Annotated in this window: 20 protein-coding genes; 16 read left to right on the top strand and 4 right to left on the bottom strand. The window is 69.5% G+C overall.

Translation table 11 applies throughout. From position 1 onward, the window contains the following. Positions 1-36: 36 nt before the first annotated feature. Positions 37-645 carry an NAD(P)H:quinone oxidoreductase gene (gene wrbA / locus AB0C03_RS24745; RefSeq protein WP_360054437.1) on the top strand — a complete coding sequence of 203 codons (609 nt, stop codon included), beginning with the start codon at positions 37-39 and terminating at the stop codon, positions 643-645. A 93-nt stretch (positions 646-738) separates the two neighbouring features. On the opposite strand, the gene AB0C03_RS24740 is transcribed toward wrbA, so the two are convergent. After that, a complete protein-coding gene (locus AB0C03_RS24740; RefSeq protein WP_357639074.1) occupies positions 739-1,341 on the bottom strand; it encodes a class I SAM-dependent DNA methyltransferase in 603 nt (200 codons plus the stop codon). A 53-nt stretch (positions 1,342-1,394) separates the two neighbouring features. On the opposite strand from AB0C03_RS24740, the gene AB0C03_RS24735 reads away from it, so the two are divergent. From AB0C03_RS24735 to AB0C03_RS24725, 3 genes are all read left to right on the top strand, one after another. Beyond that, on the top strand, positions 1,395-2,189 hold the full coding sequence (locus AB0C03_RS24735) for a hypothetical protein (RefSeq protein ID WP_357639072.1): 795 nt from the start codon (positions 1,395-1,397) through the stop codon (positions 2,187-2,189). Between the two features lie 76 nt (positions 2,190-2,265). After that, on the top strand, positions 2,266-3,102 hold the full coding sequence (locus AB0C03_RS24730; RefSeq protein WP_210857763.1) for an alpha/beta fold hydrolase: 837 nt from the start codon (positions 2,266-2,268) through the stop codon (positions 3,100-3,102). After that, positions 3,095-3,781 carry a TetR/AcrR family transcriptional regulator gene (locus AB0C03_RS24725; RefSeq protein WP_357639070.1) on the top strand — a complete coding sequence of 229 codons (687 nt, stop codon included), beginning with the start codon at positions 3,095-3,097 and terminating at the stop codon, positions 3,779-3,781. The genes AB0C03_RS24730 and AB0C03_RS24725 overlap by 8 nt, the downstream gene beginning before the upstream one ends. Here the strand turns inward: AB0C03_RS24725 and AB0C03_RS24720 are convergent. Then, positions 3,691-4,290, bottom strand: coding sequence for a CDP-diacylglycerol diphosphatase (locus tag AB0C03_RS24720; RefSeq protein WP_357639068.1), 600 nt, complete (start codon positions 4,288-4,290; stop codon positions 3,691-3,693). The genes AB0C03_RS24725 and AB0C03_RS24720 overlap by 91 nt on opposite strands. A gap of 198 nt (positions 4,291-4,488) precedes the next feature. On the opposite strand from AB0C03_RS24720, the gene AB0C03_RS24715 reads away from it, so the two are divergent. Next, the gene (locus AB0C03_RS24715; protein ID WP_030330617.1) at positions 4,489-4,803 is read left to right on the top strand and encodes a chorismate mutase; all 315 of its coding nucleotides are present in this window, start codon (positions 4,489-4,491) and stop codon (positions 4,801-4,803) included. A 19-nt stretch (positions 4,804-4,822) separates the two neighbouring features. Here the strand turns inward: AB0C03_RS24715 and AB0C03_RS24710 are convergent, their stop codons facing one another. Then, complete coding sequence (locus AB0C03_RS24710; RefSeq protein WP_167337289.1) at positions 4,823-5,707, bottom strand: IclR family transcriptional regulator; 885 nt, start codon at positions 5,705-5,707, stop codon at positions 4,823-4,825. Positions 5,708-5,830: 123 nt separating this feature from the next. Here AB0C03_RS24710 and AB0C03_RS24705 point away from each other — a divergent pair, with 123 nt between their 5' ends. The 7 genes from AB0C03_RS24705 (at position 5,831) to AB0C03_RS24675 (ending at position 14,704) form a co-directional block, all read left to right on the top strand. After that, the gene (locus AB0C03_RS24705) at positions 5,831-7,024 is read left to right on the top strand and encodes an ABC transporter substrate-binding protein (RefSeq protein ID WP_167337288.1); all 1,194 of its coding nucleotides are present in this window, start codon (positions 5,831-5,833) and stop codon (positions 7,022-7,024) included. A 75-nt stretch (positions 7,025-7,099) separates the two neighbouring features. Then, positions 7,100-8,053 carry a carbohydrate ABC transporter permease gene (locus AB0C03_RS24700; RefSeq protein ID WP_030330611.1) on the top strand — a complete coding sequence of 318 codons (954 nt, stop codon included), beginning with the start codon at positions 7,100-7,102 and terminating at the stop codon, positions 8,051-8,053. Beyond that, complete coding sequence (locus AB0C03_RS24695; protein WP_210861717.1) at positions 8,050-8,880, top strand: carbohydrate ABC transporter permease; 831 nt, start codon at positions 8,050-8,052, stop codon at positions 8,878-8,880. Before AB0C03_RS24700 ends, AB0C03_RS24695 begins: the two co-directional genes overlap by 4 nt. 8 nt (positions 8,881-8,888) lie before the next feature. Further along, on the top strand, positions 8,889-10,070 hold the full coding sequence (locus tag AB0C03_RS24690) for a mandelate racemase/muconate lactonizing enzyme family protein (protein ID WP_030330608.1): 1,182 nt from the start codon (positions 8,889-8,891) through the stop codon (positions 10,068-10,070). Then, a complete protein-coding gene (locus AB0C03_RS24685) occupies positions 10,067-11,275 on the top strand; it encodes a fumarylacetoacetate hydrolase family protein (RefSeq protein WP_156057430.1) in 1,209 nt (402 codons plus the stop codon). The genes AB0C03_RS24690 and AB0C03_RS24685 overlap by 4 nt, the downstream gene beginning before the upstream one ends. Beyond that, on the top strand, positions 11,272-12,789 hold the full coding sequence (locus AB0C03_RS24680) for an aldehyde dehydrogenase (NADP(+)) (protein ID WP_357639063.1): 1,518 nt from the start codon (positions 11,272-11,274) through the stop codon (positions 12,787-12,789). Before AB0C03_RS24685 ends, AB0C03_RS24680 begins: the two co-directional genes overlap by 4 nt. 331 nt (positions 12,790-13,120) lie before the next feature. Next, a complete protein-coding gene (locus AB0C03_RS24675) occupies positions 13,121-14,704 on the top strand; it encodes an alpha/beta hydrolase-fold protein (RefSeq protein ID WP_357639061.1) in 1,584 nt (527 codons plus the stop codon). A 98-nt stretch (positions 14,705-14,802) separates the two neighbouring features. On the opposite strand, the gene arfA is transcribed toward AB0C03_RS24675, so the two are convergent. Continuing rightward, on the bottom strand, positions 14,803-16,326 hold the full coding sequence (arfA, locus tag AB0C03_RS24670; RefSeq protein ID WP_357639059.1) for an arabinosylfuranosidase ArfA: 1,524 nt from the start codon (positions 16,324-16,326) through the stop codon (positions 14,803-14,805). Positions 16,327-16,705: 379 nt separating this feature from the next. Here arfA and AB0C03_RS24665 point away from each other — a divergent pair, with 379 nt between their 5' ends. From AB0C03_RS24665 to AB0C03_RS24650, 4 genes are all read left to right on the top strand, one after another. Next, a complete protein-coding gene (locus AB0C03_RS24665) occupies positions 16,706-19,078 on the top strand; it encodes a glycoside hydrolase family 3 N-terminal domain-containing protein (RefSeq protein WP_357639057.1) in 2,373 nt (790 codons plus the stop codon). Positions 19,079-19,312: 234 nt separating this feature from the next. Beyond that, a complete protein-coding gene (locus AB0C03_RS24660; RefSeq protein ID WP_357639054.1) occupies positions 19,313-20,308 on the top strand; it encodes a LacI family DNA-binding transcriptional regulator in 996 nt (331 codons plus the stop codon). A gap of 213 nt (positions 20,309-20,521) precedes the next feature. Next, on the top strand, positions 20,522-22,663 hold the full coding sequence (locus tag AB0C03_RS24655; protein ID WP_357639052.1) for an alpha/beta hydrolase: 2,142 nt from the start codon (positions 20,522-20,524) through the stop codon (positions 22,661-22,663). Between the two features lie 102 nt (positions 22,664-22,765). Then, a complete protein-coding gene (locus AB0C03_RS24650) occupies positions 22,766-24,106 on the top strand; it encodes an ABC transporter substrate-binding protein (RefSeq protein ID WP_357639050.1) in 1,341 nt (446 codons plus the stop codon). Positions 24,107-24,240 lie beyond the last annotated feature (134 nt).

Raw genomic sequence — 24,240 nt, 5'->3', positions numbered from 1 at the left:
CCGCAAATTTATCGACAGCAACTACTTTGGGAAGGGATGCCTCCGATGACCAAGCTTTCCGTCATCTACTACTCGTCCACCGGGACCCTGCACGCCATGGCCAAGCGCCTCGCCGAGGCTGGCGAGAAGGCCGGCGCCGAGGTGCGACTGCGTCAGGTTCCGGAACTCGCCCCGGGCGAGGCCATCGCCTCCAACGCCGCCTGGAGCCAGCACTTCGACGCCACGAAGAACGAGCCGAAGGCGACCGCCGACGACGTCGTCTGGGCGGACGCGGTGCTGTTCGGCACCCCCACCCGGTACGGCAACGTCGCCAGCCAGCTCAAGCAGTTCATCGACACCCTCGGTCCGCAGTGGGCGCAGGGGCTGCTCGCCGACAAGGTGTACGCCGGGTTCACCGCGTCCATGACCGCGCACGGCGGCCAGGAGTCGACCCTGCTGGCGCTCTACAACACCATCCACCACTTCGGCGGCCTGATCGTGCCCCCGGGTTACACCGACCCGCTGAAGTTCGCCGACGGCAACCCGTACGGCGTCTCGCACGTCACCGGCGGCAACAACGACGCCCCGCTGGGCGACGCCCAGTTCGCCGCCCTGGACCACATGGCCTCGCGGGTGGTCAAGATCGCCGGGAAGCTCAACGCCTGAGGGTGCTGCCGCCGAACCGGACGCCGGTTCGACGCGGGTGCGCAGTTGCGCGAGGGCCGGCCTCCCGGGAGGGGAGGCCGGCCCTCGGCGGCCTCACACCACCACCGCGGCCATGGCGGCGTGCGGTCGGTGCTGGTCGTCGCCGGCTCGGGGTAGGCGTTCGACCTCCCGGAAGCCGGCCTGGGTGAGTCGCTCGGAGAGCGCGTCGAGCGGCCACCGATAGGCGGTCACGACCTTGTGGTCGAAGGCGCCGACCTCGTCGGCGGAGAAGGTGCCCAGCACCAACCGCCCGGCCGGGACCAGCGCCCGGTGAAACTCGGTGAGTACGCCGTCGAGTTCCTGCGGCGGAAGATGGATCAACGAGTACCAGGCCAGGATGCCGTCGACGGACCCGTCGGCGACGTCGAGGTGGGCCAGCGACCCGAGCCGGAACTCGACGTCCGGGTGGGCGGCCCGCGCGTGCGCGATGAACTCGGGGACCAGGTCGATCCCCGCCGCGTCGACACCGAGTGCCCGGAGGTAACCGGTGAGGTGGCCGGGCCCGCAGCCCAGATCGAGCACCGGGCCCTGTCGATCCCCCAGGTGTCGCTCGATGAGGGCGAGGTCGTCGGGGTGTACCTGCTCCTTGGTGCCGAACATCTCGATGTACAGCTCTGCGACGGACGTGTAAGCCTGCCGTACCGGGTCCGTTTCCATCGCGGCACTATACGGGTCACCACACCTTGCGGGTCGCGCCTACCGTGATGGCCATGACACGTCGAGCCACGCTGGCCGGCATCTCTGTGGGCCTGCTTCTGCTGGGTTGCTCGGTCGGCACGCGGGCGGAGCGCGACCCGGAACCTCGAACCGCTCCGGAGTCGACCGCCAGCGCCAGCGCCAGCGCCGACGCCGCCGCCACCGCCGAGGCGGTCGGTTTGCTGCGGGCGGGCACGGCGTTCGTCAATCAGACGAGCTTTCGCAGCGACGTCGACATCGCCAGCCAGATCACCTCGCTGTCGCACACCGACAACGTCAACAAGCGTGTGAACGCCACGATCACGGCGCCGGGCGGGACGATCGAGATCCGGATGATCGACGACGACGTCTACCTGAAGGCCGGTCAGCTCCTGCGGGGCGTGGGCGACCAGTGGATGGTCCTCGACCCGGCCCGAGTGCCGGCGGGCTTCGCCCTGAGCTTCGCGCCGGGCAGGAACGACTCCGGCGGCTCGGGCCGCCTCATCGACGCGATCGTCACCGCACGTGCCGACGGCCGTCAGATCACCGGGACGATCGACGCGAGCCGGATCGGCGTCGGTAACGGGATCAGCTTCCGGCTCGATCCCGGTGGTGTCTTTCCGGACAGCGCACGGCGACACGCGTTCCGGGCGATGCTGGACACCGAGGGTCGGCTGGTCAGCTTCCTGATGCCGGAGGCCAGTGGTCTGCCGAGCGCGTCCCTGCGCTACAGCGACTTCGGGTCGACGGTCAGCGTCGTCCGGCCGGCCGGGGCGGTCGTCGCCCCCGAGGCCCTCTATCCCCAGCTCGGCATGGGTGGCGGCGGGTAACCGGGCCAGCCGTTTGCCTCCTGCGGCTAATGCGGTTAGCCTTAAGCTAATCGCATTAGCTCGCTGTGGAGGCGTCATGACCGAATACCTGGACATTGCCGGCAACACCATCGCCTACGACCTCACCGGGCAGGGGCCACTGGTCGTTCTGGCGCACGGCATGGGCGACAGCCGGCACTCGTACCGGTTCGTCGCTCCGGCCCTGGCCGCCGCCGGATACCGGGTCGCCGCCGTTGACATCCGCGGCTGCGGTGACTCCAGCCTCGGCTGGGACGGCTACAGCCGCACCGACATCGCTGACGATCTCGTCGCCGTGGTACGCCACCTCGGCGGCCCGGCGGTGCTCATCGGCCAGTCGATCAGCGGCGGTGCCGCGACCATCGCGGCGGCGACCGCGCCCGACGTGATCTCCGGCGTCATCGAGCTGGCGCCGTTCACCCGCGCGCAGTCCATCGACCTCGCCGGGCTGGTGAGGGTCAAGCGCTACCGGGCCGGTTACCTGCACCTGGCGCAGGTGCTGCTGCGGGGCAGCGTGGCGAGCTGGCGCAACTACCTCAACCTGGCGATCCCGACCAAGCCCGCCGACTGGGACAGCGAGCTGGCGCGCATCGAGGCCAAGATGAGTGAGCCCGGCCGGATGAAGGCCCTCCAGGCCATGGCCAAGACCAGCGCCGCCGACGCTGGTCGGCAGCTGCCCAACGTCACCTGCCCGGTCCTGGTGATCCAGGGCAGCGTCGACCCCGACTGGGCCGACCCGCGGGCCGAGGGCGAACGCATCATCGCCGACCTGCCGCAGGGGCTCGGCGAGCTGGCCGTCATCGAGGGCGCGGGACACTACCCGCACACGCAGACGCCCGACGAGGTCGTCGCCCTGGCCCTGCCCTTCCTCGCCCGGACGCTGACCAATGCCTAAGGCTCGGCTCACCCCGGCGTCGGTCACCGAAGCCGCCGCCGCGCTTGTCGACGAGGTCGGCTTCGACAACCTCAGCATGGGCCTGCTCGCCGAACGGCTCGGGATCAAGACCCCCTCGCTCTACAAGCACGTCAGCAGCCAGGCCGACCTGGCACACCGGATCGCGATCCTGGCCATGACCGAGGCCGGCGATGTCATCCGTGACGCCATCCAGGGTCGGGCCGGTAGCGACGCGCTCGCCGCGGGGGCGCAGGCGATGCGCACGTACGTGCGGGAACACCCCGGCCGGTACGCGGCGGCCAACGCGGTCCGCCCGACCGGCCCCGACGACCCGTTCATTCCGGCCAGCGAGCGGGTGCTCGCCTCCTGGGCGGCCATGCTCAGCGGGTACGGGCTGGACCCGGGCCAGGAGATCCACGCCATGCGGACGCTGCGCAGCGTCCTGCACGGGTTCGCGACCCTGGAGGCGGCCGGCGGGTTCCAGATCGACACGTCGGTCGACGAGAGTTTCACCTGGCTGATCAACTTTATCGATCAGGGCCTGCGTGCCGGCGCCAGCACCGGCGCCGCTGACACCGGGTCGACCCCTCAGCCGTACGCGAGCAGGAAGTCGACGGTGCCCGTGCCACCGGGTTGCCCGGCCGGAACCGGCAGGCCGGGCTCACTGTTCAGCACGTAGAACCCGCCGCTTCCGGTCAGTCGGGGCGTCACGGCCAGCATCTGCGCCGCCATGGTCGTCCCGGTCGGCCGCACCACGCTGTCCAGGAGGAGCCGGAAGAGGTTCCCGTTCAGGTTCGCGACGTGCAGCACCCGGTACGAGCGGGGGGCGGGCAGGCCGGTGCTGGTCAGGCCCCAGACCGGCACGATCTGGTTGCGCCACCGCGTCGGATCGTTGCTGATCGCACTGTCGTGGTTGTTCAGTTGCGTCTGGATTCCCGAGTGGATGCCGGCCAGGTGGATGTGCAACTGGTCCTGCATCCGGATCGTCGGGTCGGCGGAGTTGACGCCCAGCCCGATGTGCGGGTAGACGACGTGACCGGGCTGCCCCGGCTGGGCGTTGTTCCACGCCTCCAGCCAATAGTTCGGGGCACTGGCGGTGGTGATGAACGGACACTCGATGCCGCTGATCCGGCAGCTGGGGAGGAGCAGGTAGTCGTGGTTCGACCCCGACCCTCCATTGAGGACCACGTACGTGGGAGTCGTGCGCAGGCACTGGGGAAACGGTGGGCCGGTCTTCGTACCCTCGCAGACCTGGACCCGGTCCCGTGGTTGCCGTGCTGGGGGCGAACGTGAACGTTGTCGAGATTAGGGCGAAAGCGGGCAATTGACGCGACGGCCGGTGAACGGGTCGCCTGATCGTGTCGTCGTCGTGCGACGATTTCCGGCGTGACAGAGACCGCTGTGACACTGACCGAGATCCGCGCTCGGATCGACGAACTCGACGGTGACCTGGTCGGCCTGCTCGCCCGGCGCGAGGCGCTGGTCCGGCAGGCCGCCCCGCTCAAGAGCGACGGTCAGGCGGTCCGCGCACCGGAGCGCGTGGCGCAGGTGGTGGCCCGGGTCCGCGCGCTGGCGGGCGAGGCCGGCGCCGACCCGGATCTGATCGAACGGATCTACCGGGGCATGATCCAGGCCTTCATCGACATGGAGACCGACGAGCACCACCGGATCACCGGCGGGTCGGCGCCGCCGACGCGGTGATCGTCCGGGCCGGGCGCGCTCAGGTCGCGCCGTGGCCGGCACCTTCCGGGCTCGCCGTCGCTGGCGGTGCGTAGCCGAGCTCGTACGAGATCTTGTTGGCGGTCTCCAGCAACAGCGGAAGGTTGCTTTTCAGCTGATCGAGGCTCGCGATGACCTCGATCGCCGTGATCGAGGCGGCGGCGATGACCTGACCCCGTGAATCCCTGATCGGCGCGGCCACGCACATCACGTAGGCGTCGTGCTCGCCGTTGTCCATGGCCCAGCCGCACTGCTGGATGCGGGCGAGTTCGGCTTCCAGGGCGTCGTGGTCGGTGAAGGTGGTGTCGGTGAATTTCTCGAAGACGACGTGGGAGAGCAGGCGGTCGCGCTCCTGCCGGGGCAGGTACGCCAGGATCGTCTTGCCGACGGCGCTGGCGTAGATCGACACCGCGCGTCCCACCCGTGACGGCAGCTTGACGGCGTCGAACGCCGGGCTGTCCACCTTGTCGATATAGATGATCTCGTCGCCGGTCAGCTGCGCCAGGTGTACGGTGTGGCCGGTCTCGCGTTGCAGCGCACGAAGGTGCGCGGCCGCGGGCTGGCGGAGGTCCATCGAGCCGAGCGCGAGCTCGGACAACTCGATCAGGCCGCTGCCGAGCACGTAGGTGCCCGCGCCGGTCCGACGGACGAAGCGCGCGGACTCCAGTGTTTGCAGGATGCGCAGGGCTGTGGACTTGTGGACGCCGAGCACGTCCGCAGCCTCGGTAAGGGACAGCGGGTGCTCCGCGGATCGCCGGATGAGGTCGATCGCGCGACGAATCGATTGCGCCAAGGCTGTTTCTCCCCTCGCGCGACGGATAGCGCCGTCGCTGTCATTGCATATTGTGCAATATAGATGACGCGATGCGCAATCGCCACTTGACACCGTTGCACATGGCGCTACGATCGTTGCAATTTCACCCCCTTGACGCCAACTCGTAACAGTGGAGTAACGATGGGTAATCAGCGCTCTCGCTTCGGCATCGTCAGGGCGACATGTGCCCTGGGCTTGGTTGCCGCTCTCTTGACCGGTTGCGGCTCGGACGGCGACTCCGGTGACGGCGTCACCAAACTGACCTTCGCCGCCTCGACCTTCGGCGACCCCGGCCGTGGGCCCCTGTTGACGAAGTGGCTCGAAGAGTTCAACCAGAGCCAGACCAAGGTCCAGGTCTCCGCCGCCGCGGTGCCGTACCCGACCTTCGGCCAGACCGTGCTCACCCAGATGGGCAGCGGCAAGGGCCCCGACCTGGTCCGCTTCGACATGCCCGAGTTCGAGGCGGCCTCGGACGCCGGCCTCGTCGCGCCGCTGGACAAGGTGATCGACGCCAGCAAGTACGACCTGCTCAAGCAGCCGGACCAGTTCATGGTCCACGACGGTGTCCGGCACGGCGTCATCTTCGAAGCGTCGAACTACGCGATGTTCTACAACGCGGACCTGATCCCGACGCCGCCGACCACCTTCGAGCAGTTCACCTCGACGGCGAAGTCGCTGACCAAGGGCGACGTCTTCGGTCTGGCGTTCCGCCAGACCGAGGCCGAGGAGGCCGGTGTCTGGCAGGACATCTTCAACTACGTCTACGGCTTCGGCGGCGCCTGGTCCGACGGGAAGAACCTGACCATCAACTCGCCCGAGAACCTCAAGGGCCTGCAGGCGTTCAAGGACCTCTACGACGCGAACGTGATCCCGCGCGGAGCCGACGCGGCGACGTTCCGGCGGATGTTCGCCGAGGGCAAGGTCGGGATGGAGCTCAACAACGGCGGCTACGTGACCGCCACCCGCGGCCAGAACGCCAAGCTGAACTTCAGCGTCGCCCCCATCCCGTTCCCGGTCCGCAAGCAGGGCGCGATTCTCGCCCCGGTCGTCATCAACGAGGCGAGCGAGCACCAGGAGGAGGCGGGCACCTTCATCAAGTGGGCGCTGGAGCCGCAGAACCAGGTCAAGCTGCAGGAGATCCTCGGCGCGAGCAGCGTCGCCACCACCACGCAGCGCAGCGCGGAGACGCTCAAGGAGACCCCGTTCCTCACCGTCTTCGACGGGCTCACCGAGACCAGCCTGCCGCAGATCGTGTTGGGGTTCGAGGCCAAGACGCCGGACATCCGCAAGGTGGTCGTGCAGAACGTCGTCGCTGCCCTGCAGGGCAAGACCGACCTGAAGTCGGCACTGGACCGCGCCCAGCAGCAGGCGACCGAACTGGTCCGCTGACCGCTCGACACGGCGACGCTGCCGGCGCGACGATCCGTGCGCCGGCAGCGTCCTTCCCCAGAAGGATCGAACCCGATGACTGTGGTCGAGCAGACCGGAGCACCGAAGACAACATCCCCAGGCCGGGCCCGGCGTCGGCCCAGCCCCCTGGGTAGCAAGTGGACGCCGTACCTCTTCCTGGCCCCCGCCGCGCTGTTCATCCTCGTCTTCCAGGCGGTACCCCTGCTCCAGGAGGTGTACCTCAGCTTCACCAGGACGAGGCTGCTCAACCCCACCCGCAGCGAGTGGGTCGGGCTCGACAACTACAACCGGATCTTCGGCGACCCCGAGTTCCACCGCACCCTGCTGATCACCATCGTCTACGTGATCACCTGCGTCGTCGTCGCGATCGGCGCCGGGCTGGTCGTCGCGCTGCTGCTCAACAAGAAGTTCCGGGGTCGTGGCGTGGCGCGGGCGCTGGTGACGGTGCCGTGGGCCGCCCCCGGTATCGCGGTCGCGCTCATCGCCACCTGGATGCTCAACGCGCAGTACGGCATCGTGAACCGTTTCCTCGACGCCGTGGGGCTCGGGGTGCCCGGCGGCGCCATCCTGGACAGCCCGCGCTACGCGCTCCCGGCGGTGCTCGCCACGACCATCTGGCAGCTGTTCCCGTTCACCTCCGTGGTGCTGCTCTCCGCGCTGCAGTCCGTTCCGCAGGACCTCAACGAGGCCGCGACCGTCGACGGCGCGGGACGGTGGGCCACCTTCCGCGCCGTCACCTGGCAGGTCATCAAGCCGACAGTGGGTCTGCTGGCCCTGCTGATGACGATCTGGTCGCTGCGGCGGTTCGAGCTGATCTGGCTGATGACCAAGGGCGGGCCGGTCGGGGCCACCGAGACGCTCGTCATCGACCTCTACTCGCAGGCGTTCGACTCCAAGGAACTCGGATCGGCGGCGGCCATCGGCATGGTCGGCGTCGTCATCTCGCTCATCGTCATCATCGGCAGCCGCCTGGTCGCCCGTGCCGTGGAGAAGGGGGACGTCCGATGAGGCGCTTCCGTTTCGGTGTCACCGCACGGATCGTCGCCGTGCTCGTCGTGCTGGGTGTCGCGGTGTTCCCGCTGTACTGGATGTTCGTCACGGCGCTGTCCAGCAACAGCGACCTCTTCGCCGACCAGCCCCGGCTCACGCCGGACCTCGGCCAGTTCGGGGTCTTCGTGGACGCGCTGGCCGAGGGCAAGGCCGCGGGTTGGCTGCTCAACAGCCTGATCATCGCCGTCGGCACCATGGTCGTCTCGGTCGGCCTGGGCATCCCGCTCGGCTATGCGCTGTCCCGGTTCTCGTTCTGGGGCAAGGCCGTGCTGACCGTCGTGCTGCTGTTCACGCAGATGCTTCCCGAGGCGCTCATGGTCGTCCCGCTGTTCGCGCTGTTCCGCCGCTTCGAACTGCTCGACTCGCTGGCCGGCCTCGTCCTCGTCAACTCCGCCTTCGTGCTGCCGATCGTCGCCTTGATCCTCAAGGGCGCCATCGACGGCATCCCGAAGGAGTTGGAGGAAGCCGCCCGCGCCGACGGCGCCCGGCCGTTCACCACCCTCACCCGCATCAACGTGCCGCTCATCGCCCCGTCGATCGCGGCCACCGCGGTCATCGCCTTCTTCCACGCCTGGAACGAGTACGTGTTCGCGGTGACCTTCATCTTCAACCCCGACCTGCAACCCGCCTCCGTCGGCATCGCGAACTTCATCGGCGAGCTGGGAACACCGATCCAGACGGTGATGGCTGTCGCCTTCCTGTTCACACTGCCCGCCGTCGCCTTCTACCTGTTGGTCCAGAAGTACGTGGTGTCCGGCATGACCGCCGGTGCGGTGAAGGGTTGAGCCGAAAGATGAAGATCATCTCTGTCGACACGCTGGTCGTCGACTTCTACCGCACGAACCTCGTCATCGTGCGCGTGCGCACCGACGAGGGGATCACCGGGCTCGGTGAGGCCACCCTGGAGGGCAAGGAACGCGCCGTCCAGGGTGCGATCGCCGAGCTGGCCGAGGCGGTGGTGGGCCTGGATCCCACCAGCATCTCGAAGATCCTCTACGAGACCGCGCGGGACTGGTACTGGCGCGGCGGCCCGGTCATCATGACCGCGTTGAGCTCGCTGGAGATGGCCCTGTGGGACATCTCGGCGCGTGAGCTGGGCGTCCCGGTCTCCCGGCTGCTCGGCGGCGCGACCCGGGACCGGGTCCGCGCGTACGCGAACGGTTGGTTCTCCGGCGCCGTCACACCGGAGGACTACGCGGCCGCCGCGCGCCGGACGGTGGAGTCCGGCTTCCGGGGCCTCAAGTGGGACCCGTTCGAGAACTACGACCTCACCATCACCACCGCACAGTTGGACCGGGTGCTGGCCCAGATCGACGCCGTCCGTCAGGCGGTGGGCCGCGATGTCGAACTGTTCGTCGAGGGGCACGGCCGCTTCGACGTCCGCCACGCCATCAAGGTCGCCAACGAGATCGCCCAGTTCGACCCGGTGTGGTTCGAGGAGCCGTGCCCACCGGACAATCTTGACGCGCTCGTCGACATCCGTCGCGCGTCGCCGGTGCCGATCGCGGCGGGGGAGCGGTGGTACGGCCGGCAGGGTTTCGCCCCGGCGCTGGCCCGCCAGGCCGTCGACTTCGTCCAGCCCGACGTGACGCACGCCGGTGGGATCGCCGAGCTGGCCTTCATCTCCACGCTCGCCGCGACCAGCTACGTGGGGTTCGCGCCGCACAACCCGAGCGGCCCCCTCAGCACCGCCGCGACGCTGCAACTCGGGGCGACGCTGCCCAACTTCCGGTACCTGGAGATCATGGCGACCGACGTGCCGTGGCGTCCGGAGATCACCAACGAGCGGCTGGTGCTGACCGAGGACGGCGACATCCTCATCCCGAACGGGGTCGGCCTGGGCATCGAGGTGGATCTCGCCGCGATCGAGCAGCACCCGTTCACACCCCATCCGCTGCGGATGTTCCAGGACGCCGTCTACGACATCCGTCCCCGCGACGAGCGGTCCTTCTTCAACCTGGAGAGCGACTCATGACGGTGCCACGGCCGCGAGGGCAGGCCGCGGGTGCGGACTGGGTCGGCACCGCCGCCGAGGCGTTGCCGGACGACCCCGACAGCGTCCTCATCGGCCGGATCTGGGATCCGACCGGCGACGGCCCCTCACCGGTGACCGTCCGCGACGGCGAGGTCATCGACCTCAGCCACCGGTTCCCGACCGTCCGCGACATCTGCGAGCTGCCCGACCCGGCCGCGACGATCGCCGGGATCGACGGGCCGAGGGTGGGTGACTTCGGGGAGATGCTGGCCAACACGGCGCCCGCGACCCGGGACCGCGACCACCCCTGGCTGCTCGCCCCGGTCGACCTCCAGGCGCTCAAGGCCGCCGGCGTGACCTTCCCCATCTCCATGATCGAACGGGTGATCGAGGAACGGGCGCGGGGAGACCTCGCGCTGGCGGCGGACATCCGTCAGCGCATGCTCGACGACGTCGGCGTCGACCTGCACAACCTGGCGGCCGGCTCACCGGAGGCGGACCGGCTCAAGAGCCTGCTGGTGGCCGAGGGCATGTGGAGCCAGTACCTGGAGGTGGGGATCGGCCCGGACGCCGAGATCTTCACCAAGGGACAGATCCTCTCCGCCGTCGGCACCGCCGTCCCGGTCGGCGTGCTCGCCGCGTCGACCTGGAACAACCCGGAGCCCGAGGTCACGCTCATCGTCGCGTCCAGCGGCCGGGTCGTCGGCGCCACCCTCGGCAACGACGTGAACCTGCGCGACATCGAGGGCCGCTCGGCGCTCCTGCTCCCGCTGGCGAAGGACAACAACGCCTCCTGCGCCCTCGGGCCGCTGATCCGGCTCTTCGACGACCGATTCGGTATGGATCGGGTCCGCGAACTCGAAGTGCGCCTGGAGGTTCGCGGTGTGGACGGCTTCCACCTGGAGGCGGTCTCGGAGATGACCCGGATGTCGCGTGATCCGCAGGAGCTGGTCCGGCAGCTGATCGGGCCGCACCACCACTATCCCGACGGCGCCGCCCTGATGCTCGGCACCATGTTCGCGCCCATCCAGGACCGGGACCGCCCCGGCGAGGGCTTCACCCACAAGGTCGACGACGTGGTACGGATCAGCTGCCCGGCGCTCGGCACCCTGGTCAACCGGGTGCGGCACGCGGAGGAGTGCGAGCCCTGGCACTTCGGAGTCCGCGATCTGATGGGCAATCTGGTGAGGAGAGGACTGCTGTGAACGTGGTCAGCACTGTCGATCCGCGCGACGGTCAGCGTCGCGCGACGGATCTCAGCGAGACCGACGAGTCTCGGCTGGAGGTGATCGCCGGTCAGGCGTCCGGGGCGGCGCAGTGGTTGGCCGCCCGCGGGCGGGTCGGCCGCGCGGAGCTGCTGGACGCGATCGCCGCGTCGCTGGAGTCCCGGCGGGCGGACCTGGTCGCCGCCGCCGAGGTGGAGACCGGGCTGAGCCACGCGCGACTCGACGGGGAACTCACCCGGGCGGCGGTCCAGTTCCGGATGTTCGGCGAGGTGCTGCGCGACGGAGCGTACGTCGAGGCGGCCATCGATCACGCCGCCGACACACCACTCGGGCGCGGCCCGGACCTGCGGCGGATGCTCGTGCCGCTCGGGCCGGTCGCCGTTTTCGGGGCCAGCAACTTCCCGTTCGCCTTCTCGGTTGCCGGCGGTGACACTGCCGCCGCGCTGGCCGCCGGGTGCCCGACGATCCTGAAGGCCCACCCGTCGCACCCGCTGACCTCGCAGGCCTCCGCCGCCGCGATCGAGTTGGCCGTCCGCGACCTCGGCGGGCCCGAGGGCGTCATCTCGATCGTGTACGGCGAGCAGGCCGGTCGCTCGCTGGTGCGCCACCCGGCGATCCGGGCGGCCGCCCTGACCGGCTCGGTCGGCGCCGCCCGCGCCATCCAGGCGGCCATCGACGAACGACCCGACCCCATCCCGCTGTACGCCGAACTGAGCAGCGTGAACCCGATCGTGGTGCTGCCCGACGCGGCCGGCGCCCGGGCGGACCAGATCGCCGAGGGGCTGTTCGGGTCCTTCACGAACTCGGGCGGTCAGCTGTGCACCAAGCCCGGCCTGGCGTTCGTCCCGTCGGATCCGGGTGGTGACCGTCTGGTCGACGCGCTGCGGTCGAGGGTCGACTCGTCGGGCGGCGCGGTCCTGCTCAACGAGCGCATCCGGGACGCGTACGAGAGTCGGGCCACGGAGTTCGAGCGGGCCGGCGCGCGGGTGGCGGCGCGGCCGCAGGTCGACCGGGGCGCGGGCTTCACCGTGGCGCCGACCCTCCTGGAGGTCGGCCTCCCCGGCCTGACCGCCGAGATCGCCGACGAGTGCTTCGGACCGCTTCTGGTCGTGGTCCGCTACGAGGACGACGCCGACCTCGACGCCGCGCTGAACGCCGTTCCGCCGTCGCTGACCGGCTCGCTGCACAGTGGACCGGGCGACGACCCCGACGTGGTACGCCGCCTGGCCGACGTGTTCGCCGCCCGCGCCGGTCGCGTCGTCTTCGACGGCTACCCCACCGGTGTCCGGGTGTCGTGGGCCCAGCACCACGGTGGGCCCTGGCCGTCGACGAACGCCGTGCACACGTCGGTCGGCGCCACGTCGATCCGACGGTTCCTGCGCCCGCTGGCGTGGCAGGACGCCCCGGCCTGGGTCCTGCCCGAGGAGTTGCGCGACGAGTACACCGCCATTTCCCGGCGAATCGATGGGAGGTTGGTGCCAGCGGCCGGGTAACCGCCTCCGCCGGTCGTTGCGGGTGCGTTTTCGCGCCACCTGTGGCTGGCGCGCGAATTCCTTGCCGAAATTGACCAGACAGGGAATTCGCGCGCCGGTCGTTCTGGCGCCGCCGAAGCGTGCCCAAATTGTTTGTGGCGCAATCTATTTGGTCCGGGTTCACGGACCCTTCTTGACCATCAATGCAATTCATGGTTTTGTTTTCGACAGGGAACGATGTTAGCGCTCGCATCGCTGCATCGCTCGTTACTGGTATCCCTTCGCCTCACCATCGAATGGTCGGTCGGCCGCTCGGTTGCGGTCTGACCACACGCCGAAGAGGGAGCAGGACATGCCCGTTGCACCTCCCCGTCCCCTGACGCCGGCACCGACGCGCCGGCTGATGCTCGCGCTGCTCGCCGCCATCACCGTCACGGCCGGCACGGTCGCCGCACCGGCGGCCTCGGCCGCACCGCCGGCGCCGCCCGCGCCGCTGGGCCCGACCGTCACCCGCACCGACCAGGCCCCCACCGGCTACACAGTCACCTTCCGGTACCAGGCGCCAGCCGATGTCCAGCAGGTCCACATCTACGGCGACTGGTTCTACTCCCGACCGGAGAACATCGGCTGCCAGGACTGCGGCGACGCGCGCCCGCCCGCCGAGTGGCAGCCGGGCGACGTCGCGGCCACCCCGTGGCACACCCAGGCCATGCGGAAGGGTCCCGACGGGGTGTGGACCTTCACCACGCCACTGCCGGCGGGCACCTTCCGCTACGCGTTCACCCACGACTGCGCCAACGAGCTCGCCACCGGCTGTGCCCTGCACGACGACCCCGCCAACCGCTGGCAGATCCAGCCGCAGTACCCGGGAGCGCCCGGCGCGGTACGCAGCACGATCTACGTCCCGGCCAGTCGGAAGTTCCCCACGTACGACACCGGTTACCAGGCGCCGGTGGCCAAGGTCGGCCGGCTGGAGTCCCGGCGGTACCCCTCGCCACTGTCGACCAACCCGGCGGGAGTGCACGACATCGTCGTCTACCTGCCGCACGGCTACGACCCGAACCGGGCCACGCCGTACCCGACGCTCTACCTGAGCCACGGCAGCGGTGACCACTCGACCGCCTGGACGATGCAGGGCGTGGCCCACCTGATCCTGGAGAACGCGGTCAAGGACCGGGCGGCGCAGCCGATGGTGATCGTCTCCACCGACTTCAACGGCCTCCCCGGTGGCAACGAGGGCTACGTCAACGAGCTGCGCGACAACATCTTCCCGTTCGTCGAGCAGAACTACCACGTCTCGACCCGGGCGCAGGACCGCGCCTTCGCCGGCTTCTCCGCCGGTGGCAGCCGGGCGTACACCATCATGTACAACCACACCGACCTGTTCGGCTACCACGCGGCGTGGAGTGCGGGCGGTCCGGCAGCCACCCCGGCGCAGGTCGACAGCATGAAGGCGGTGACCGGTGGCATCATGATCGGCACCGGGCTCCAGGACCGGCTGGGCAACATCGCCGAGAACTCCCAGCGCAACGCCGCCGCGCTGCGGGCGGCCGGCGTCGAGTTGGACGAGTACAACGTGCCGGGCGTGCACACCTGGCACGTCTGGCGCCCGCTGCTGGACCACTACCTGCGTACCCTGGCCTTCCGGGCCACCACCACCGGTCTCGACGTCACCACGTCGTCGGCGGGCGGGTCGCGGCTGACGAAGGTCACCGCCACCGCGACCGTCGACGCGGTCAGCACCAGCGCGTCGGCACCGGCCGGCCGGGTCGACTTCTTCGCTGGTGACACGCGTCTCGGGTCGGCCCCGGTGCGCCACGGCGTCGCCCGGTTGACGACGACCGTCCGCGGTGAGCTGAACGCGCCGGTGGTCGCCCGCTACCAGGGCGACAAGCTCTTCAACGATTCGCACAGCGATCCGGTCGACGCCCGGTAGTCCCCGGCTCGACCCCGTACTCCCTGTGGTGGGGAAGCCCCGGCCGCGCACCCCTGGTGAAGCCAGGATGTGCGCGGCCGGGGTGGTTCGTCAGCCGATCACGCGCTGGTGTCGGTGGCGCGCAGCCGCAGCATGGTCCAGGACGCCTGCGGAAGAGTCAGTCCGACGCTGCCGTCGGCGCCGCGTGCGGTGCCGTTGGGGCGCGGCGCGGCGTGGTCCGGACCGTCGGCGGTGTTCTTGGCGTGCAGGTCGGTGCCGCCGACGGTGACGCACTCGATGATGTCGGTGACCTGGGCGCCGGCGACGTCGATGGTCACCTCGGCCGGGGTGTCGAGGGCCCGGTTGACGAGGAAGACGCTCATCTCCCCGGTGCTGTCGTCCCAGGTGGAGACCGCGTCGACCGCGTCGACCTCGCCGTAGCGGCCGGTGGTCGTCGTGCTGCCGTCGCGCAGCACGTCCAGCACGGTGCCCTGGGCGTGCCGGGCGGTGCGGGCGAAGGGGTGGAAGATGGTCTGCCGCCAGGCCGAGCCGCCCGGCTCGGTCATGATCGGTGCGATGACGTTGACAAGTTGGGCCTGGCAGGCCGCTGTCACCCGGTCACTGTGCCGGAGCAGGCTGATCAGCAGGCCGCCGACGACGACCGCGTCGGCCACGCTGTAGTGATCCTCCAGCAGCGGCGGCGCTACCGGCCAGTCCTCGCCGCTCGGGGGCGTGGACGGGGCGGCGGACTGGTACCACACGTTCCACTCGTCGAACGCGATCATGATCTTCTTGGTCGACCGGCGGATCGCGCCCACCGAGTCGGCGATGGCGGTGACGGCGTCGATGTACCTGTCCATCTCCTCGGCCGAGGCGAGGAAGCTGGCCAGGTCGTCGTCGACCGGCTGGTAGTAGGCGTGCAGCGAGATCAGGTCGACGTCGTCGTACGCCTCGGTCAGCACGTCGCGCTCCCATCTGCCGAAGGTCGGCATGCCGAGGTGTGAGGAGCCGCAGGCGACGAGTTCGAGATCGGGGTCGAAGCGGCGCATGGCCTTAGCGGTCTGCGCCGCGAGACGCCCGTACTCGGTCGCGCTTCGCTGGCCCACCTGCCACGGGCCGTCCATCTCGTTGCCCAGGCACCACAGCTTGATCCCGTACGGGTCGGTCGCGCCGTTGGCGCGGCGCTGGTCGGCGAGGTGACTCCCGCCGCGGTGATTGGCGTACTCGAGCAGGTCGACGGCCTCGGCGGTGCCCCGGGTGCCGAGGTTGACCGCCATGATCGGGTCCAGGTCGGCCTTGCTGACCCAGCGCATGAACTCGTCCAGCCCGAACGCGTTGGTCTCCAGGCTGTGCCAGGCGAGGTCGAGCCTCGTCGGTCGTTTGTCGACCGGGCCCACGCCGTCCTCCCAGCGGTAGGAGGAGACGAAGTTGCCGCCCGGATAGCGCACCGTGGTGACGCCCAACTCGCGCACCAGTTCGAGGACGTCGCCCCGGAAGCCGTCGGCGTCGGCCCTCGGGTGGCCCGGCTCGTAGATTCCGGTGTAGACGCAGCGACCCAGGTGCTCGACGAACGAGCCGAAGAGCCGGCGTGGCACGGGCGCGACTCGTCGGCGGGGGTCGAGGGTCAGGCGGGCCGTGTTCACGACGTGCTCCGGCGCGCTGTCGGGGTGGGTGTTCAGGGCTGGCTCCCTTCGTGCGCGGTACGACGCGGAGATCTCTACCCGAGCGCCGAGACCGAGGGGTGGTGGAGGCGGTGTGAGCTCTGGACAACGTGATCGCGCTCGATTACGTTGTCGATCGATGTAAACGTTACCGATTACGTTTACGTAAGGGAACACGGCGCCTGGATCAAAGTGTGGACGGCCCACCCGACGGAGGGCTGCGCCGCGCAGCTGGCCGGGCGTCCGGCTCCCGCGCCTCGCCGCCACCCGGCCCGCCGCCCGCAGCGCGCGGCCCGGCGCCGGTGGCGTGGTGACCGACGAGGCCGGAAGACCAGCTTGTCGCGGTGATTGGGGTGACCGGGTGACCAGTGTTGAGCCGGCGATCGAGGCGACCTACGCCGACGCGAACGCGCCCGTCGACGAACGGGTGGCGGATCTGTTGGCCCGGATGACCCGCGAGGAGAAACTCGCGCAACTGGGCAGCACGTGGGCGTTCACTCTGTTGGAGAGCGGGCGGTTCGCACCGCAGCGGGCCCGGTCGGTGCTGGCGCACGGCCTGGGGCACGTGACCCGCGTCGCGGGTGCGACCAGCCTGAAGGCGGCGGAGGTGGCCCGGGCCGCCAACGCCATCCAGCGGTTCCTGGTGACCGAGACCCGGCTGGGGATCCCGGCGATCGTGCACGAGGAGGTCTGCTCGGGGGTGATGGCCCGCGAGGCGACCATCTTTCCGCAGGCGATCGGCGTCGCGAGCACCTGGGAGCCCGAGCTCAACCGGCAGATGGCCGACGCCGTCCGCGCCCAGATGCGCGCCATGGGCAGCCACCAGGGCCTCTCGCCGGTGCTGGACGTGGCGCGCGACCCACGGTGGGGCCGGACGGAAGAGACCTACGGCGAGGACCCGTACCTGGTGTCCCGGATGGGAGTGGCGTTCGTCCGGGGCCTGCAGGGCGCCGACCTGACCGACGGTGTGCTCGCCACCGCCAAGCACTTCGTCGGGTACGGGGCGTCCGAGGGTGGGTTGAACTGGGCGCCGGCGCACCTGCCGCCGCGGCTGCTGCGCGAGGTGTACCTGTACCCGTTCGAGGCGGCGGTCCGCGAGGGCGGCCTCCAGTCGGTGATGGCCGGCTACCACGAGCTCGACGGCGTCCCCTGCCACGCCAACCAGGAACTCCTCGCCGACGTGCTCCGTGGCCAGTGGGGCTTCACGGGCAGCGTGGTCTCCGACTACTTCGCCGTCAACGACCTGCACACGTACCACCACTTCGCCCCGGACAAGCAGCAGGCCGCGGCGGTGGGTCTCGGCGCGGGCGTGGACGTCGAACTGCCGGCGACGGACGCGTACGCGGACGCCCTTAGTCGCGCCCTGGACGCCGGCGAGGTCAGCGAGGCCCAACTCGACGAGGCGGTCTCGCGGGTCCTTCGGCACAAGGTCGAACTCGGGCTCTTTGAGAACCCGTACGTCGACGAGGACGCGGCCACGACGACGGTGAACGCCGAACGGCACCGGGATGTGGCGCTGGAGATCGCCCGCCGCAGCCTCGTCCTGCTCAAGAACGACGGCGTCCTGCCGCTGCTCGCCGAGGCCGGAACCGTCGCGCTCATCGGCCCGAACGCGGACAACGCCCGGCACCTGCTCGGTGACTACTCGTTCGTGGCCCACATCGAGGCGTTGATCGCCGCGCGCAAGCGGCGCGGGCTGCTCGGCGAGATGATGACGATCCCGGACGACCTGGAGATCGACGAGAGCATCGGCGGGGTGCCGACGGTGCGCGACGAACTCGCGGCGCGGCTCGGCGAGCGGCTGCGCTTCGCCCCGGGCTGCGACGTGCTCGATCCGTCGACGGAGGGGTTCGCCGAGGCGGTCGCGGTGGCCGCGGCAGCCGACGTCGCGGTGCTGGTCCTGGGGGACCGCTCGGGGGTGACGCTCGGGACCACCACGGGGGAGTCGCGCGACCGCTCCAGTCTGGACCTGCCGGGCGTGCAGGAAGAGCTGGTCCGAGCCGTCGTCGCCACCGGTACGCCAGTCGTGGCGGTGCTCGTCGCGGGTCGACCCGTCGGCACTGACGTCCTGCACGAGGAGTGCGCCGCGGTGCTGATGGCCTGGCTGCCGGGGGAGACCGGGGCGCGGGCGATCGCCGAGGTGCTCCTCGGCGAGGTGAACCCGAGCGGGAAGCTGCCCATCTCGTACCCCCGTAGTGTGGGCCAGATCCCCGTCTTCTACGGCCACAAGGTCTCCGGCGGACGGTCGCACTGGCACGGCGACTACGTGGATTCGCCGGTCGCCCCGCGCTACGTCTTCGGCCACGGCCTCGGGTACACCTCGTTCGCGATCGACGACGCCGTGGTGGAGAGCGCGCAGGTCCGCGCCGGGGACAGCGTCGAGGTCGAGGTCACGGTCACCAACACCGGGCAGCGGGCTGGGGAGCAGGTCGTGCAGCTCTACGTCCGGGACCCGCAGGCGACGATCACCCGGCCGGTGCTGGAGCTGAAGGCCTTCGCCCGTGTCGCGCTGCCTGCCGGTGGGCGGGTGGCGGTGCGGTTCGCGCTGCCCACCGGCCAGCTCGGTTTCTACGACCGGCGCATGGCCTACGCGGTGGAGGCCGGGCAGATCGAGGTGTACGTCGGTTTCTCGGCTGCCGACCACACTCACGCCGGCACCTTTGTCATCACCACGGACCCGGGCCAGCCGACGCCGAAGGTCTTTACCGGGACGGCAGAAGTTCGGCAGCTGTGATCGCTCACCCGGTCCCGGGAATGGTTCTTGACGCAGCGTGCCGTCCCGTTGTCAACGAGTAGAAGCAGCGCGGAAAACGGGGCTTAGTGGCCTCTTCTGCACTGTCGACTATGGGCGAAGAGGTCTTGTGTTCGTAATCGTTCTCCGTTACGTTGGCAACATCCTGGAAACGTAACCGATAACGATTGCAGTCCAGAGAGAGCGGGCATGATTGAAGCCAATACGCCGGTAACAATGAGTGATGTCGCCCGAGTCGCCGGCGTTTCCACCGCCACCGTCTCGCGCGTCGTCAACGGGCATTACGGCGTCAGCGCTCGCACAGTCGCTCAGGTCCGCTCCGCCATCGACCAACTCGGCTACGAGTCGAGTCTGGTGGCCACCAGCCTTCGGCGCAGCCGCACCAACGTTCTGGGTCTCGTCGCGCACAGCTTCCAGTCGTACACGGCAGAGGTGCTCAAGGGCGTCATGAAGGCGCTGAGCCGCTCCGGCTTCGATCTGATCATCTACGCCAACAGCGACCTCTACGGCTCCTATTCGGAGGGCTGGGAGCAGCGGCACCTCACTCGGCTGTCCGGCACCCTCACCGACGGGTGCATCGTCGTCACGCCCTGGGGTGAGGTCCGCAGCCGCACGCCGGTCGTGGCCATCGACCCGGTGCGGGGCTCGACGGCGCCGTCGGTGATGGCCGACAACCTCGCGGGCGCCACCACCGCTGCCGAGCACCTGCTCGGGCTGGGCCACCGGCGCATCGGGTTCATCGCCGGGCGCGACAGTCTGGCCTCGGCCTGGTCGCGGGAGGAGGGATACCGGGCCGCGCTGACCGCCGCCGGCGTGCCGGTCGATCCGTCGCTGATCGGTCGAGGGGATTTCAACCCGGAGTCGGCGACCCCCCTGGCGCGGGTTCTGCTGCAACGACCGGACCCGCCATCGGCGATCTTCGCGGCGAGCGACGGGATGGCCCTCAAGGTCCTCGAGGTCGCCCGCGAGTTGGGGTTCTCCGTTCCGGGGGACCTGTCCGTCGTCGGGTTCGACAACATTCCCGAGTCGGCGTTGACGGAGCCGGGTCTGACCACTGTGGACCAGTCGATGTACCAGCTCGGGTACGAAGCCGCCCGGATGCTGAAGTCACTGGTGACCGGCGAGTGGGACGAGCCACGCCAGATCGTGCTCCCGACCAACCTCGTCGTGCGCAGCTCGACCGCACCACCGACGAGCGCGGCACGACCATGACATCCGCCCATGGGCGCGCACGCCTGATCGCTCCCGACAGAGCGATCAGGTCGGCTGTGCCCGTGGCAGCAGCCTGAAGGAGGTGCACGCAGCACACACGGCCAGATCCACCGTTGAGTTGAGCCGGTCAGTCGGGTCGCATCCGCTGCCGGCACATGAAAGGAGTGGAGCGTGACTACCGAACAGTATCATGGGCGCTTACGCCGTCCGGGCGTGCGTCGACGGCTCTCGGCGGCGTTCACCGCCGGAGTCATCGCCACCGCGGCGGTTCTCCTCGCGCCGCAGCCGGCAGCGGCGGACACGCCGTGGCTGGACGTCTCCGAGGACCGCTACGCCTCGTTCACCGTCCCGGCGGCGTACGTCCAGGAGAAGCTGGGCACCGTCTCGCAGGTCGTCGTCGAGGGAAACTTCGGGCCGTCCGCCAGCTGGGCGGAGTTTGGTCTGACCCGCCGGGGTGACGTCTGGTCGGGCGTTCTCGGCGCGCTGGAGCCGGGGCTGTACAACTACCAGCTCACCGCGGACGACACCTTGACCATCAAGGACCCGACGAACAGCACCGGTGTCGCGTCCGACCCGCTGCTGAGCACCTTCCTCGTCGCTGGTGACTCGGCGCGGTGGCTTGTCGACGCGCCAGCGGGCACCGGCGGAAAGATCGAGACGCTGACCTACCGCACCGGGAACGCGCAGCGCTCCGCGGTGGTCTGGACGCCACCGGGTTACGCGGCCAAGGGTCCGAACGGTTACCCGGCGCTCTTCCTGCAGTCGGGTGACGGTGTCGCCGCCACCGACTGGCTCGATCTCGGTCGGTCCAAGCAGATCCTCGACAACCTCTCGGCCTCGGGCGCGATGAGCCCGATGGTCGTGGTGATGAACAACGCCGACGTTTCGGACCACAAGGAGTTGAAGGACCTCCGCAAGGCGGTCACCGACACCTACCGGGTCCTTCGCGACCCGGCGCACCAGGCGATCGCGGGTGTGTCCGACGGCGGCACGCAGGCGTTGCGGGCCGCCCTCACCAAGCCGGGCCAGTTCGGTCACGTCGGCTGGTTCTCGGGCAGGTCGGCTCCGGAGATCGACCGGAAGGACGCCAGGGCGATCAACCGCGGCACCAGGTTGCTGCGCCTGTACACGGGCAACGTCACCGATCCCGCGTACAACGCCACCTACCGCCTGACGAAGGCGCTGGACCGCGCCGACGTCCGGTTCGAGTTCGACGGGGTCAACCCGGACGGCGGCGCGAACTGGACCACCTGGCAGGAAAACCTCGTCGACTTCCTGCCGCGACTGTTCCGCGACGTGCGCGACCACGGGCCGAGCCCCGGTCACCAGCCGCTCAAGCGAGAGTTCACGCCACCTCCGGCCGGCACCACCCCGACGCCCTTCGTCACCGAGGACGGGTTCGTCACCTTCGAGACGACCACCGAGTTCACCGCCGCCCAGCACGTCACGGTCTGGGCGAACGTCGCGCCGGGCGGCAGCTGGCTGCGACTGCCGCTGCACCGCGACGGTGACCGGTGGCGGGCGACAGTGGGCCCACTGGAGCCCTGGTTCTACTACTACCGGCTGATCGTGGACCGGGTCGCGGTCAAGGACACCTCCAACCCGACGAAGGTGACCACCGAACCGATGTGGAGCACCTTCTTCATCCCCGGGCCCGGCGCCCGACTGCTGTCGGACGTGCCCGCCGGTCAGGGCGGAACTGTCGAGAGCATGACCTACTCCAGCACCGTGGCCGGTCAGGACCGCACCGCGCTGGTGTGGACCCCACCCGGGTACGACCCCGGCCGGGAGCAGCCGTACCCCGTCCTCTACCTGCAGCACGGTGGCGGCCAGAACTACACCGACTGGGTCGAGATGGGCCGGGCCAAGCAGATCCTCGACCACCAGTTCCTCGACGGTGATCTCACGCCGATGGTGGTCGTGATGGGCAACGGCAACTCCTCGAACTTCAACAGGGAGTTGCGGGAGAACATCGTTCCGACGGCCCGTGCCCGCTACCACATCTCCAGCGACCCGTCCCAGCAGGCCCTCGCCGGCCTGTCGATGGGCGGCGGGCAGGCGTTCGGGGTGCTGAAGGCCTACCCGGGTGAGTTCGCCTACGTGGCGGCCTTCTCGGCCGGGTTCGGCAGCAGCACCGGCGTCGACGCGGCGGCGATCAACAACGGCACCAAGATGCTGCGCCTGTACGTCGGTGACCAGACCGACTTCGTCTACCCGAGCTTCATGGCCTCGCTGACCACGATGGACAACCTCGGTATCCGCTACGAGTTCGACGGGGTCACCCCCGGGCCGCACGGCTGGGACGTGTGGCAGAAGAACCTCATCGACCTGGCGCCGCGTCTGTTCAAGCGCTAGGAGCCGTTCCAGGCGACGCCACCGGGAGCAGGTTTCCTGCCCCGGTGGCGCCCGCCACGGCACGGCCGCCCCCCGCACCGCCACCCGAAGGGAACCACCTCAATGAAGAGAAGACGGATACTCGCCACGGTTGCCATGCTCGCGGTCGGGACCGGCCTCGCGGCCTGCTCCTCCGACGAGGGCGGCAGCGACGCGAGCAATTGCACCAACACCATCACCAAGAAGGACCTGCCGGTCGTGACGATGTGGGGTTGGTACCCCAACACCCAACTCGTCGTCGACAACTTCAACAAGCTGAACAACGAGGTGCAGGTCTGCTGGACCAACGTCGGGCAGGGCGGGGACGAGTACGACAAGTTCCAGACGGCCATCTCGGCGGGCACCGGGGCGCCCGACGTGATCATGGTCGAGGCGGACCGCATCCCGACCTTCCAGATCCAGGGCGCGCTCGTCGACATCAAGAAGTACGGCTACGACGCGGTCAAGGCCAACTACAGCGAGGGTGCCTGGAAGGACGTGTCGGTCGGTGACGCGGTCTACGGCGTCCCGGTCGACGGCGGCCCGATGGGCATGATCTACCGCAAGGACATCTTCGACAAGTACAAGATCACGCCGCCGAAGACCTGGGCCGAGTACGAGCAGGCCGCGCAGAAGGTCAAGGACGCCGGTGGTCCGCTCTTCGGGGACTTCGGCGCCAACGTGCCGGCGGTCCTGATGGCGCTCCAGATCCAGAAGGGCGCCACGCCCTTCACCTCCGATCCGGCGCAGCCGAACGCCATCGGTGTGAAGCTCAACGACCAGGCGTCCAAGGACGTGCTGGACTACTGGGGTGGCCTGGCCAAGAAGGGCCTGGTCGGCACGCAGAACCAGTTCACCCCGGAGTACATCTCCGGCGTGATCAACGGCAACTACGCGACGTACATCTCGGCGGCGTGGGCACCCGGCTACCTCACCGGCGCGGGCGTCGGCAAGGGCCAGGACACCGGCAAGTTCGCGGTGGCGCCGCTGCCGCAGTGGGACCCGGCCAACCCGGTGCAGGTGAACTGGGGCGGGTCGGCGTTCTCGGTGACCAAGCAGGCGAAGAAGCCGGAGCTGGCCGCGAAGGTCGCCTACGGGCTCTACGCCGACAAGGAGTCGCTCACCGACGGCTGGACCAACCAGATCATCTTCCCGCTGAACCTCACGGCGCTCAAGGATCCCGCCTTCGTCGACCTGAAGGTGGCGTTCTTCGGCGGCCAGCAGGCGAACAAGGAGGTCTACGTCCCGGCCGCCGACGCCTACCAGGGCGTCCAGTACGCCCCCTTCGGCCAGTACTACCTCGACGCGATGGAAAAGCAGGTCAGCGAGGTCATCAAGGGGTCCATCACCGGATCGCAGGCAGCCGACCGGCTCCAGGAGGACGTGGCGAAGTACGCCAAGGAACAAGGCTTCACCGTTCAGTGACCAGCTGGGTGGGCCGCGCCGGCACCGCTCGGCCGGCCCACCCTCCCCCCTCAGCGTCCACGTCCCGGAGACCGCAATGACATCCCTGACCGAGAAGCGCGCAGCGCGTACACAGCCTGAGACGCGCACGATCC

This window comes from Micromonospora parva (assembly GCF_040649675.1).
Lineage (GTDB): Bacteria > Actinomycetota > Actinomycetes > Mycobacteriales > Micromonosporaceae > Micromonospora > Micromonospora parva.
Note: the sequence above shows the minus strand (reverse complement) of the source record. Positions and strands in the feature narration are given on the sequence as shown.